At 36.4% G+C, this 12,754-nt stretch carries 10 protein-coding genes and 1 tRNA gene; 6 read left to right on the top strand and 5 right to left on the bottom strand.

Annotated features, from left to right (window positions below; all coding sequences use genetic code 11):
• Positions 1-44 precede the first annotated feature (44 nt).
• From ACXX8U_RS01445 to ACXX8U_RS01435, 3 genes are read left to right on the top strand one after another with little or no spacing between them, the layout of a single operon-like run.
• Positions 45-890 (top strand): endonuclease/exonuclease/phosphatase family protein, encoded by an 846-nt coding sequence (locus tag ACXX8U_RS01445; protein WP_458564296.1) that lies wholly within the window; start codon positions 45-47, stop codon positions 888-890.
• Between the two features lie 2 nt (positions 891-892).
• Positions 893-2,359, top strand: a complete 1,467-nt coding sequence (locus tag ACXX8U_RS01440; protein ID WP_458564295.1) for a glycoside hydrolase family 30 protein — start codon at positions 893-895, stop codon at positions 2,357-2,359.
• A 22-nt stretch (positions 2,360-2,381) separates the two neighbouring features.
• A complete protein-coding gene (locus ACXX8U_RS01435) occupies positions 2,382-3,839 on the top strand; it encodes a glycoside hydrolase family 30 protein (RefSeq protein ID WP_458564294.1) in 1,458 nt (485 codons plus the stop codon).
• Positions 3,840-4,139: 300 nt separating this feature from the next.
• Here the strand turns inward: ACXX8U_RS01435 and ACXX8U_RS01430 are convergent, their stop codons facing one another.
• Positions 4,140-6,470 carry a beta-glucosidase family protein gene (locus ACXX8U_RS01430; RefSeq protein WP_458564293.1) on the bottom strand — a complete coding sequence of 777 codons (2,331 nt, stop codon included), beginning with the start codon at positions 6,468-6,470 and terminating at the stop codon, positions 4,140-4,142.
• 320 nt (positions 6,471-6,790) lie between these two features.
• On the opposite strand from ACXX8U_RS01430, the gene ACXX8U_RS01425 reads away from it, so the two are divergent.
• Complete coding sequence (locus tag ACXX8U_RS01425; protein WP_458564292.1) at positions 6,791-7,546, top strand: NUDIX hydrolase; 756 nt, start codon at positions 6,791-6,793, stop codon at positions 7,544-7,546.
• Positions 7,547-7,588: 42 nt separating this feature from the next.
• Here the strand turns inward: ACXX8U_RS01425 and ACXX8U_RS01420 are convergent.
• Together ACXX8U_RS01420 and ACXX8U_RS01415 are read right to left on the bottom strand one after the other, a co-directional pair.
• Positions 7,589-7,666, bottom strand: a tRNA-Val gene (locus ACXX8U_RS01420).
• 86 nt (positions 7,667-7,752) lie between these two features.
• Complete coding sequence (locus ACXX8U_RS01415; protein WP_458564291.1) at positions 7,753-8,973, bottom strand: bifunctional folylpolyglutamate synthase/dihydrofolate synthase; 1,221 nt, start codon at positions 8,971-8,973, stop codon at positions 7,753-7,755.
• 128 nt (positions 8,974-9,101) lie between these two features.
• Here ACXX8U_RS01415 and ACXX8U_RS01410 point away from each other — a divergent pair, with 128 nt between their 5' ends.
• Positions 9,102-9,797: a MotA/TolQ/ExbB proton channel family protein gene (locus tag ACXX8U_RS01410; RefSeq protein ID WP_166137946.1), complete on the top strand. Its 696-nt coding sequence runs from the start codon at positions 9,102-9,104 to the stop codon at positions 9,795-9,797.
• A 1-nt stretch (position 9,798) separates the two neighbouring features.
• Positions 9,799-10,194 carry an ExbD/TolR family protein gene (locus ACXX8U_RS01405; RefSeq protein WP_458564290.1) on the top strand — a complete coding sequence of 132 codons (396 nt, stop codon included), beginning with the start codon at positions 9,799-9,801 and terminating at the stop codon, positions 10,192-10,194.
• Between the two features lie 186 nt (positions 10,195-10,380).
• Here the strand turns inward: ACXX8U_RS01405 and ACXX8U_RS01400 are convergent, their stop codons facing one another.
• Together ACXX8U_RS01400 and ACXX8U_RS01395 are read right to left on the bottom strand one after the other, a co-directional pair.
• Complete coding sequence (locus ACXX8U_RS01400; protein WP_458564289.1) at positions 10,381-11,286, bottom strand: energy transducer TonB; 906 nt, start codon at positions 11,284-11,286, stop codon at positions 10,381-10,383.
• Between the two features lie 178 nt (positions 11,287-11,464).
• Positions 11,465-12,691 (bottom strand): Glu/Leu/Phe/Val dehydrogenase dimerization domain-containing protein, encoded by a 1,227-nt coding sequence (locus ACXX8U_RS01395; RefSeq protein WP_458564288.1) that lies wholly within the window; start codon positions 12,689-12,691, stop codon positions 11,465-11,467.
• Between the last annotated feature and the right edge of the window lie 63 nt (positions 12,692-12,754).

Here is a 12,754-nt window from a genome sequence, read left to right as displayed (position 1 = left end):
TAGCTAAAAGCTCATTAGAAGGGAAATAATCATACAACAAACATATGAAGCAACTTAAAAACACAATCGTTTGTATCATTTTAGGATGTCTGACATCAATTTGTGAGGCGCAAAGTCTAAAGGTCTTAACGTATAACATCCGTTTGGATATTGCTAGTGATGGCATAAACAATTGGTCAAATAGAAAGGATTACCTCAACGCTCAATTACAATTTTACAATCCTGATATTTTTGGTATTCAAGAGGCACTACCAAATCAAGTTCGTGATATTGCAGCAGCGCATGAAACGTACAAAAATATCAGCATGGGCAGAGATGGAATGGAGCAAGGAGAAGCATCTTCTCTATTTTTTAAAAAAGATCGTTTTACATTGCTACAAGGTGATACTTTTTGGCTTTCAGAAACACCAAATGCTATTTCAAAAGGTTGGGATGCTGCATTAAACCGCATTTGTACCTACGCCCTTTTAAAAGACAAAGAGACTAAAAAACACCTCTGGGTTTTTAATACCCATCTTGATCACATGGGAGAGCAAGCACGAACAGAAAGTTTGGCTTTAATTGTAACTAAAATAAAGCAACTAAACACGCAAAACTATCCTGTTATTTTAATGGGTGATTTCAACTCTGAGCCTCATGAAGAGCGTATCAAACAACTCAAAAAGTCAATGGATGACTCAAGAGATATCAGCATTCAAAGGCCTTTTGGACCCAACGGCACATTCAATGGTTTTAAACACAACGTACCCGTAACTAAATTAATTGATTACATTTTTTTATCAAAAAACAATCCTTTTCTCGTGACAAAATACGCTATTCTAAGCGACTCGAAAGATCTCAGATATCCTTCGGATCACTTGCCAGTATATATCGAGTTAAAAATGAAATAATTATGACTTTACTACAAAATTCTATAAAACTAGCACTGCTTTTGAGCTTTAGTATGGCCACAAGCAACTGTTCGTCGTCAACCGATACTACTGAGGTTGTGGTTACACCCGCTCCTACTACACCGCCTACAACAGGAACCAATCAAATGGATTTTTGGTTAACCAAAGGTAATCAAACTATACTATTACAAAAACAGCCTGGCAATTTGACTTTTGGCAACAGTACTAATACTTATGCTAACATTGAAGTTGACGAAAGCAAAACATTTCAAACTATTGATGGTTTTGGTTATACACTAACAGGTGGAAGCGCTCAAGTTATCAATCAACTTTCTGCACAAAAAAGACAAGAACTTTTAAAGGAATTATTCGGTAATGATGCTAACGGAATTGCAATTAGTTATTTACGTCTAAGTATTGGCGCATCAGACTTAAATGCGGCACCATTCACATACAACGATCTTCCAAATGGACAAACCGACCTTACTTTATCTAAATTTAGTTTAACTCCTGATCAAGCGGATGTAATCCCGATGTTAAAAGAGATTATAGCCATAAATCCGTCAATAAAAATAATGGCAACACCATGGTCGCCGCCAGTTTGGATGAAGGACAACAACAGTTTTGTTGGAGGAAGTTTAAAACCCGAATTTTACAATGTATATGCGAAATATTTTGTAAAATACATTCAAGCCATGAAGGCCGAAGGAATAACAATTGACGCCATTACACCTCAAAACGAACCTTTACATCCTGGCAACAATCCAAGTATGTTAATGCTGGCGCAACAACAAGCTGATTTTATTAAAAATCATTTAGGGCCAGAATTTAAAGCCGCAAACCTCAGCACAAAAATTGTAGCGTACGACCATAATTGCAATAAACCAGAATATCCTATAGCCGTATTGGGAGACACAGGAGCAAATCCCTTTGTAGACGGATCGGCATTCCATTTATACGAAGGCGATATTAGCGCACTTGAAACCGTTCACAATGCTTTTCTAAACAAAAACATTTATTTTACAGAGCAATACACCTCGTCAACAGGTAGTTTTTCTGGAGATTTAAAATGGCATGTAAAAAATGTAATCATCGGATCCATGCGCAATTGGAGTAAAACAGCTTTAGAATGGAATTTAGCCAATAATGCCTCTTTCGGTCCAAATACTCCTGGTGGTTGTACAACTTGTAAAGGAGCTTTGACAATTAATAGCAGCGATAGCTTTACAAGGAATGTAGGCTACTATATTATTGCCCATGCTTCAAAATTTGTTCCAACCGGCTCTGTGCGCATTTCAAGCAACAATTCAGGTAATTTAAATACCGTTGCTTTTAAAACCCCTGCAGGAAAAAAAGTTTTATTAGTTGAAAACGACGGAGAAACAACTACTTTATTCAACATCAAATACAAGGGAACATGGATTACTACTTCATTAGAAGGAAATTCAGTAGGAACTTATATTTGGTAAAAGCACATTTTATACAATACAAATGAAAAAAACAACTACCGTAATATTACTAGCATCTAGTTTATTTGCTTTTTCACAATCAAAAAAAACAAATCAACCTGCAGCAATTAGCACCACAGGAAAAACTATTACAGTTTATACCACAGCAGAAAATACAAAATTACGGCTGTCTCAAACAGACAAATTGAGTTTCGGTATAGCCAAACAGCCCCTTGAAACTGAGATTTCAGTTTTTGTGGAGCCAAACAAGACGTTTCAAACATTCATGGGCATAGGTGGTGCCATAACTGATGCCAGCGCAGAAGTTTTTGCGAAATTAAGTAAAAGCAAACAGCAAGAATTACTGCAAGCCTATTACAATACTGAAAACGGTATTGGTTATTCGCTACTAAGAACAACTATTCATAGTTCAGATTTTTCAAGTGGAAGTTATACTTACGTGAAAGAAGGCGATAGTGAACTAAAATCGTTTAACATTGACCACGATCAAAAATACCGCATCCCGATGATCAAGGACGCAATCAAAACGGCTGGTGGAAAATTGACACTGTATGTTTCGCCTTGGAGCCCGCCTGCATTTATGAAAAGTACTGGCAATATGTTGAAAGGCGGAACTTTGAAACCTGAATTCAATCAAGCATGGGCCAATTACTACGCTAAATTTATAAAAGCCTACGAAAAAGAAGGAATGCCTATTTGGGGACTTACGGTACAAAACGAGCCTATGGCAACCCAAACTTGGGAATCATGCATTTACACTGCCGAGGCTGAACGCGATTTTTTAAAAAACTTTCTGGGACCAACTTTAAAGAAAGAAGGCTTAGGCGATAAAAAAATTGTTGTTTGGGATCATAACCGAGATTTAATAAATCAAAGAGCAAATGTCATTTTTTCTGATCCAGAAGCATCAAAATATGCTTGGGGAATCGGATTTCATTGGTACGAAACTTGGGCAGGTGGTGCACCTATGTTTGAAAATATTCAAAAAGTCAATGAGGCATACCCAACAAAAAACCTATTGTTTACTGAAGGTTGCGTGGAGAAATTTGATGCCAATAAATACCAATTGTGGGCTAATGGCGAACGTTACGGCACTAACATGATTCACGATTTTAATAACGGCACCGTTGGATGGACGGACTGGAATATTCTTTTAGACCAAAATGGAGGTCCTAATCACGTGGGGAACTTCTGTTTTGCACCAATCCATGCTAACACTAATTCTGGAGAACTTATTTATACCCCAAGCTATTACTACATTGGCCATTTTTCTAAATTCATTCGACCAGAAGCTAAAAGAGTTAGTACGGCGGTAAGCCGAAGCACTTTAATAAGTACTTCATTTTTAAATAAAAACGGCAAAATGGTAACGGTAGTAATGAATCAAGGAGATAAAAATGTAACCTATAATCTAATCATCTCCAATGAAAAAACGATGATCGAAATTCCCGCGCACGGCATTCAAACCTTGGTGTATTAGAATATCTGCTTTTAAAACTAATCCAATGAAAAATTTACTTTAAAAAAGAAAACTTCAACTTGAAATTTTTTAGAATTCAGAAGAGCGGCTAAATAAATTTTCAACAGTGGCTTTAAAAGTTTTCTATCAAAATTAAAAATTAGTTCAAAATTAAAAAACGCAGCAAACAGTATTTCAACATACTGCTTACTGCGTTTTTGTTTACAATTTAACCAACAATTAAATTTCAATACGACTCAAATATTCCTTTTGAAAGCATTGTTTGTAGGCACTTTTTTTTGCATTGCTTTCAAACTCTTTTTATTTTTGATTGGCCGCTTTTAAAATTCCATCAATATTTTCTTCAGTAAATTTTCCTCCAGATAATAAAACTAATTTGTTTATAGGCATATCAGATAACATTGTTTCAAAAAACAAAGCTGCTTTTTTCTCGTCTTCGGTTTCTGGTTTTTTTGAAGCTCCCATAAAACCTTGCACTAAGTTTTCATAAATTGCTAAAGTTTTTGGAGACTTTTTGAATTCTTTAAATAAAGATTCACGAGTAAAAACGAGTTGTGCGGGATTTGAAGATTCAATAAAAACCGTTTGTTTTAAAGGCAAATCTCGAGAAGAACCTCCAACCAATATATCAAACTTTCCTGATTTCACGGTCCACTCATGTGTTTTTGAATTGTAATAAGAGAAATCACGAGAACTTAATTTGAAAGTAACTGTTTTTTCCTCTCCTGCAGCTAAGGCAACTTTTTCAAAATGTTTCAATTCATTTTCTGGTCTACTTACCTCACTTTCTTGCTCATGCACGTACAACTGCACTACTTCTTTTCCTGCCATTTTTCCAGTATTTTTTACTTTAACAGAAATGGTAACCCCTTCTGAATCTTTAACTGAGGTAGTATTGGCTTTTATATCAGAATATGAAAAAGTAGTAAAACTCAATCCGTATCCGAAAGGAAAACTTGGTTCAATTTTCTTTTTGTCATAGTAGCGGTAACCGATATAAATTCCTTCACCATAATTAGCTTGTCCGTCTCTTGATGGGAATTCAATTGCGGTTGGAGTATCTTCCAATCGTGCTGGAAATGTTTCCGATAACTTACCCGAAGGATTCACTTTTCCTGTCAATACATCTGCAACTGCGCCTCCACCAGCTTGCCCGCCAAGATAGGCTTCCAAAATAGCTGCAACATCATTTTTCCATGGCATCGCAACAGCAGCTCCATTCATCAAAACCACAACACTATTTTTGTTTACTTGCGCAACTGCACTAATTAATTGATTGTGGCCTAGTGGCAAATCCATATTAGTCCTATCAAAACCTTCCGACTCATAACTATCTGGCAAACCTGCAAAAACAAGAACTACATCAGCATCTTTAGCAATTCGCACTGCCTCAGCTAATTTCGCCTGATCTGTTTCTCCTTGTGAATTGTATCCTTGCGAAAATGTAAACTGTGTACCTTTGGCTAGTTTTTGTAATTCATCAAATGCGTTTAAAATTTGAGTTGGACGCACTTGCGAACTTCCAGCTCCTTGATAACGTGGATTTTTGGCAAAATCACCAATGATAGCAATTTTTTTAACTGAAGGTTTTATTGGTAAAATAGCAGATTCATTTTTCAACAACACAATGCATTCGCTGCTAATTTGTCTTGCTAGTTCATTGTGCTTAGTCTTGTCAACCACAATACCTTTTTTGTGACTGTCTTTTGCTTTTAGAGTTATCGCTAATAAATCAGTTACAATTTCGTCTAGTCGGCTTTCTTTTAGAGTACCGTTTTTAACGGCATCAACAATTTTTTTATCATTTAATCCACCACTTGCTGGCATTTCAAGATGCATGCCCGAGTCAACACCAAGCGCTCTTTCATTTACAGCACCCCAATCAGAAACTACAAAACCTTGTAATCCCCACTTGTCCTTTAACATTTGCTGTAATAAAAATGGATTTTCAGAGGCATAGGTTCCATTTAGTTTGTTGTAGGAACACATCACGGTCCAAGGTTGTGCCTCTTTTACTGCCATTTCGAATGCAGGAAAATATATTTCATTCAAAGTACGTTCGTCAACATTTGAATTATTAGACATTCGTTCAAACTCTTGACTATTTGCCGCAAAATGCTTCATAGAGGTACCCACGCCCTGGCTTTGCACCCCATTTATGAATCCAACTGCAATTTTACCCGCCAAAACAGGATCTTCTGAAAAATATTCAAAATTCCTTCCACCCAGAGGAGAACGTTTCATGTTTACTCCAGGTCCTAACAAAATTTGTACATCATTGGCTTGGGCCTCAATTCCCAGAGCTTCGCCCATCTTTTGAGCCAATGCCGTGTTCCAAGAAGATGCCAAAGCTGATGCCGTAGGAAAACAAGTTGACGGTACACTGTTTGTAAAATCAAAACCCTCTGCCTTACGTAATCCGTGAGGACCATCAGTCATAAAAATGGACGGAATACCCAGTCTTGGAATGGCCTTAGTTGACCAAGCTGTTCCACCTGAGCACAAAGAAGCTTTTTCCTCGAGTGTCAATTGCGAAACTAATTTTTTAGCTTTTGCTCGATAATCAATAGCCTGCGCTTGCATTTGTAGCGTAAATGCGAACCCAAGGAGTAATAGAATAGTTTTTTTCATAGTCTTTTGCGTTAGTTTTTTTTATTCAAAGGTTAAAATAATTATTGTGTTATAATGACGCAATGTAAACAATATTTTTGAAAAACAGCACATTACATTATTTTTGATAAGCTTTTTTACATAGAATGCATAACTAGTTCGAAAATGAAACATGAAAAAATGCAATTCTTAACTCATTCTTTTCATATTGTACAACGCGCTCTTGAATAATTTTGGAAAAAACTTATTTGTATTCAAAAAATGTACTGTTTTAATTTCCGAGTAAAAATATACTAAATTGCGCCTCATAAAAGTGTACTAATTTCAAGAATGAAAGTCCCATGTTAAAGAGCGTTTTAGAAAATAAAGAATTATACCAACCCGGTTTATCAATAGATTGCGTGATTTTTGGATTTCATGACAACCAACTAAAAGTATTGTTAATTAAAACAAGGTACAGTAATAAATGGGCTTTGCCCGGAGGTTTTGTGGCTTTGAATGAAGGAATTGATGAAGCCGCAGTAACAGTTTTGCATCGTAGAACAGGTTTAAATGGAATTTTTTTAAGACAATTTTCAACTTTTGGTGCTGCCAACCGCTGTGATGTAGAGGTGAGCAACAACATTCTGCGCTTTTATAACATACCAATCGAAGATGGAAAATGGTTTGCTAGTCGTTTTGTTACGGTTGGCTACTATGCCTTAGTTGATTTTTTACAAACCATACCGCAGCCATTAGCAGCTGATGAAATTGTCGAATGGATTGACCACGATGCCGTTCCGGAATTGGTTTTAGACCATAAAGAAATTCTTGATAAAGCACTATCTACTCTACGAAACGAATTAAACCTTACACCTGTAGGCTATAATTTGTTACCTGAAAAATTTACAATTCCAGAATTACAAAAATTATACGAAACCATTTTAGGCAAGAAATTAGACCGTCGTAATTTTTTAAGAAAGATTACAGCTATTGGGATACTAATAAAACTTGACGAGAAGAAGAGCAATGTTGCTCACAAAGCCCCTAACCTGTACCGCTTTGATAAAGAAAAATACGAGGCTGTAGTTAAAAACGGAATCAACCAAGGTTGGTAAAATTAGAAACAAAAAAACTCCTTAATTTCTTAAGGAGTTTCTTGGTGGGCGATGAGGGGTTCGAACCCCCGACCCCCTCGGTGTAAACGAGGTGCTCTGAACCAGCTGAGCTAATCGCCCTAGTGCAATTCGATAATTTTCATTTCCTTATTGCGAGTGCAAATATAAGACTGTTTTTTGAATATGCAACTATAAAAACAAAAAAATTACAAAATTTCTGCAACTACAAAAGTACTTCCTCCTACGTAAACAAAGTCAGTCGCTGCGGCATTTTGCTTTGCTTTTTGATAAGCTTCTGAAACAGAATTGTATACTTCGCCATGCAATGCAAACAATGCCGCTTTTTGTTGTAAAACTTGCGCATCCAATCCGCGAGGAATATTGGGCTTACAAAAATAATATTTTGCATTTTTTGGAAACAAAGGCAAAATTTCTTCTAAATCTTTATCATTTACTACTCCTAAAACAAAGTGTAAAGCGTCAAATTTTTCTTTTTGTATTTGCTTTAATACAATCTCTAGACCGTTTTTATTATGAGCAGTATCGCAAATAACCTTTGGGGCTGTATGTATTTGCTGCCACCTGCCTTGAAGGCCTGTGTTTTTTACGACATGCAATAAACCTGCTTGTACATTTTGAGAAGTAACTTTAAATTCATGCTGATTATTCAAAACCTCTATGGTTTGCAATACCGTCTTTTTATTATGAATTTGATAATCTCCAATTAAATCTGAAGGAAAGCTTTCTGAAATTAAATCAGAGGCAAAATAAATTTCTGAATCGCCCTCTTTAGCTCTAGACAAAAAAACAGGTTTTGTTTCAGTAGTATATTCTCCAATAATTACAGGAACATTTGGCTTTATAATTCCTGCCTTTTCAAAAGCAATAGCCTCTAATGTATTTCCTAAAAATTGCGTGTGATCTAAGCCAATGTTTGTTATCACCGAAACCAAAGGCGTGATAATATTTGTGGCATCTAATCTTCCGCCCATTCCTACCTCAATTATGGCGATATCCACTTTTGCAGCAGCAAAATAATCAAAAGCCAAACCAACTGTCATTTCAAAAAAACTCATGTCATTAGCTTCAAAAAATAGTTGATGCTCTGTTATGAAATCTTGAACAAATTTTTCAGATATTTCGACCCCATTTATTTTTATACGTTCCCTAAAATCTTTTAAATGTGGCGATGTATACAAGCCGACTTTATATCCGGCTTCTTGTAAAACAGATGCCAACATATGAGAGGTAGATCCTTTGCCATTGGTTCCTGCCACATGTATGCATTTCAATTTTTTCTCAGGATAATTTAGGTGCGCTGCAAGTTTGTGAGCGTTTGTTAAGTCCTTTTTGTAAGCTTGTGCACCCTGAAGTTGGTACATCGGAAGCTGATTAAACATCCAGTTTATAGTGTCTTGATAATTCATTTTATAGGTAAATAGGAATTGTTTAAAATATTTTTCGATTTTTTTAGTTTAATACTACATCGAAAAGTATCTTTATTGCAAATTTGAAACAAATTTTAGAATTAATGATTAAAACACAATAATATTATATGTTTAGTTTTATCCAATTACAAGCGGACACCCTTACTAATGCCGCATCAAGCGCAGTTGTTGAAAACATTGCTCCAAACACCGAAATTTCTACTTTAGGATTTTTATTAAAAGGCGGTATTTGGCTAATCCCAATTGGGATTTTATTATTTTACACTTTTTACCTCATCGTAGAGCGCTACTTATACATTAGCAAAGCTTCAAAAGTAGACTCATTACTTTTACGTGATGTTAGGGATCAGTTAAATTCTGGCAATTTAGATTTAGCACGATCGCTTGCTGAACGAAATAATACAGCATCTGGAAATATCATCAAAGAAGGTATCCTTGTTATTGGCCGCCCAATCGGTGAAATTGAATCGAATATGGATCGTGCAGCCGATATTGAAATTGGCGAAATGGAAAAACACTTGGGACACTTGGGACTTATAGCTGGTATTGCTCCTACTTTGGGTTTTATTGGTACCATTTCCGGAGTAATTAAAATTTTCTACAGCATATCAGTTACTGAGAATATTAGTATCGGGAACATCTCTGGCGGATTGTACGAAAAAATGATTAGTAGTGGAGCGGGTTTGATAGTGGGAATTGTTGCCTACAGTGGATACCACTTGTTGAACGGGAAAATTGATAATTTTGCATTAAAAATCCAAAAACAAGTACTTGAATTTGTAAATATTATTCAAAAATCATAACATGTCTATCAAAAGAAAAAGAAGATTTCATGCCGAGGTCGCGACTTCTTCATTAAGCGACATCATGTTTTTTTTACTGCTGTTTTTCTTGATTATTTCTACGCTTGCCAACCCAAATGTAATCAAGATGACGCTACCAAAAGCGCAATCAAACGAAAAAACGAACAAGCAATTCATCAGCTTATCTGTCACTGAGGATAAAAAATTCTATATTGACAAACAACCCGTTTCATTTGAAGAACTCGAGTCAACGCTTATGTCTAAAATGGATACAACAAAAGATCAAACCGTTGTTGTTAGAATCCCATTTAATCTTCAGGTGCAAGATTTAGTTGATGTATTACAAATAGGAGTACGTAACAATCTGAAATTTGTAATCGCCACTAGCCCGAAATAAAAAACGGTATTAATTAAGGATGCGTCTTGCTTTTGGGCGTGACCGCAATAAAAAAAATGGAGCCAATCAACTAGTATGCTGATGGACTCCATTTTTTTATTGCCGTCGGGCTATTCGCAGTACTGCGGTACTTGCTGCTATCCCTCACGCAAAATAACGTTTAAATTCTCTATTTTCTTTAACAAGCTACCTATTAATTAGGCTGAAATTATAAATAATTTTACCCACTTGTTTTTCCGGCGCATCTGAACTAGGATCCCATTTCGTATTCAAGGCAGCAATTCTAGCTTGATCAAGTAAACATCTTGCCGTATTTGTTGTTCCTTTCACCCCTGCAATAGCGCTCATGGTGCGTCCGTTTCGATCTACGGCTACCTCCACAACAACTCGACCTTGTTCGCTGCATGTGTATTTTGGCACTGGTTTAGATACTGCTCTTCTATTACCAAGAGAATATCCGATTCCGCCACCAGAACCACTTCCGGATCCGCCACCGCTTCCAGAGCCTGAACCTTTGCCGGTTCCTGTTCCATTTCCAGTTCCGTTTCCTCCGCCAGTACCACCTCCTGAACCGCCTAAACCATAATAATCACCTGAATTTAAATTGCCATTTGAATTTCCTTTATTTCCAGCTGTTTTATCATCACCATCACCGCCTTTATTAGATCCTTTCAGTATACTTGACAACGCATCATTGGTCGAATTCGATACCTTGGGTTTTACAACAACTGGTTTTGTTTCTTCTTTTATAACTACCGGTGTTTTTTTAGCTGGAACTTTAGTCGGGATAACCACACTTTCATCAGTGCTGTTTTCTTGCGATAGGATTGCTTCGTCAGGAATACTGTTCACTGGTACCGCTTTCGCTTGATTTTTTACCTCTAGCACTTCACTTTTATAGTCCGATCCCGATCCTAAATCACTATCCCCAAAATTCACCGTAACTCCACCACCACCGCCACCGCCAGCAAGCTCCGCTCCATTTGCCGGAGGCCAAAAACGGATGAAAAACAAAATCAACAACATTGCCGCATACAAAAGAGTGGTAATGATTAAAGATTTCTTTTGATTGGTTGAATTAGTAGAACTCATTGTATTGGTATTTGAAAAAAGGATATGACTAAAAACGTTGAAAAGTACTAAAAATTGTCAAGAGTAGAAAGCTAGTGTTCAATTATAAATTAGACCAAGTTCAAAGTAAAATGGGAATCAGTAGCTTTTTATATCTACCAATTCCCATTTTGTATAATTGTAATTATAAGTGCTTGAATTAAGTAAGCTGTTTCAATGCAATCTCAAAAGCAGTGGCACTAATATTAGTTTTACTAGGATTAAGTGCATGTGCTTTCTCAATCGCTTTTTTAATAATTTCTGAAGTATCAGAAAAAATAGCCTCATCAGTCATGTGTACCTTTTTCTCCATGAAATAGGCAAAAACACGAGCCATTCCGCAATTCGAAATAAAATCAGGTATCAAACTTACTTTGTGATCCACATCTTCCATAATTGGACCAAAGAAAATCTCTTTATCTGCAAAAGGAACATTCGCTCCACAAGAAATTACCTCTAAACCATTTGCAATTAAACTATCAATTTGCGACTGCGTAACCAAACGAGATGCTGCACATGGCGTGAAAATCTCGGCACCAATTGTCCAAATTTTTTGGTTGATTTCTTCAAAAGGAATCATGTTCTCAGCCACTAGTTTGTTACCATCTTTGGCTAAAAATAAAGCTCTAATTTCTTCGAAAGAAAAACCATCTTCATTGATCAATCCACCATCTCTATCAATAATACCAATTACTTTGGCACCCATATCCGCAAGGTAAAAGGCTGCAGCTGAACCTACATTTCCAAATCCTTGAACGATCGCTTTTTTACCTTTTACATCGCCGCCATAAATAGCATAAAAATTACGAACTGCCTCAGCAACACCGTAACCTGTAATCATATCAGCAACTGTATATTTTTTTGAAACATCAGGAGAGAATTTTGGGTTTTCAATTACCTTAACAACTCCTTGACGCAACTGACCTATTCTGTTGATTTTATCTGCTTCGGTTGGTTTGAAGTGTCCGTTAAAAACACCTTCTTGCGGATGCCAAACACCACATTCTTCAGTCATCGGGATCACCTCATGAATTTCATCAACGTTCAAATCTCCACCAGTTCCGTAGTAACTTTTCAACAAAGGAGAAACCGCTTTGTACCAACGTTGTAAAACTCCTTTTTTGCGAGGATCATTCGGATCAAAATTGATACCCGACTTTGCTCCACCTATCGCAGGTCCAGAAACCGAAAATTTAACTTCCATGGTTTTTGCCAATGACAAAACTTCATTCATATCCAAACCTTTTCGCATACGAGTTCCACCTCCAGCAGCGCCTCCACGAAGCGAATTGATAACTGTCCAACCTTCAGCTTCGGTTTCAGCATCTTTCCAATGGAAAACTATTTCAGGTTCTTTATTTTCGAATTTCTTTAATAAATCTTTCATTTGTTGCGATATGTTTAATTTTGGCAAATATAAAAAATAGAATAATGTGAATTATGTGTTTTC

It is taken from the genome of Flavobacterium sp. GNP001, from assembly GCF_054343775.1.
Note: the sequence above shows the minus strand (reverse complement) of the source record. Positions and strands in the feature narration are given on the sequence as shown.

What these genes read in the sequence shown, in the direction of transcription:
- ACXX8U_RS01395 (WP_458564288.1), bottom strand. Translation starts at nt 12,691, where the DNA reads ATGAAAGATTTATTAAAGAAATTCGAAAATAAAGAACCTGAAATAGTT.
- ACXX8U_RS01425 (WP_458564292.1), top strand. Translation starts at nt 6,791, where the DNA reads ATGTTAAAGAGCGTTTTAGAAAATAAAGAATTATACCAACCCGGTTTA.
- ACXX8U_RS01410 (WP_166137946.1), top strand. Translation starts at nt 9,102, where the DNA reads ATGTTTAGTTTTATCCAATTACAAGCGGACACCCTTACTAATGCCGCA.
- ACXX8U_RS01405 (WP_458564290.1), top strand. Translation starts at nt 9,799, where the DNA reads ATGTCTATCAAAAGAAAAAGAAGATTTCATGCCGAGGTCGCGACTTCT.
- ACXX8U_RS01440 (WP_458564295.1), top strand. Translation starts at nt 893, where the DNA reads ATGACTTTACTACAAAATTCTATAAAACTAGCACTGCTTTTGAGCTTT.
- ACXX8U_RS01445 (WP_458564296.1), top strand. Translation starts at nt 45, where the DNA reads ATGAAGCAACTTAAAAACACAATCGTTTGTATCATTTTAGGATGTCTG.
- ACXX8U_RS01415 (WP_458564291.1), bottom strand. Translation starts at nt 8,973, where the DNA reads ATGAATTATCAAGACACTATAAACTGGATGTTTAATCAGCTTCCGATG.
- ACXX8U_RS01435 (WP_458564294.1), top strand. Translation starts at nt 2,382, where the DNA reads ATGAAAAAAACAACTACCGTAATATTACTAGCATCTAGTTTATTTGCT.
- ACXX8U_RS01430 (WP_458564293.1), bottom strand. Translation starts at nt 6,470, where the DNA reads ATGAAAAAAACTATTCTATTACTCCTTGGGTTCGCATTTACGCTACAA.
- ACXX8U_RS01400 (WP_458564289.1), bottom strand. Translation starts at nt 11,286, where the DNA reads ATGAGTTCTACTAATTCAACCAATCAAAAGAAATCTTTAATCATTACC.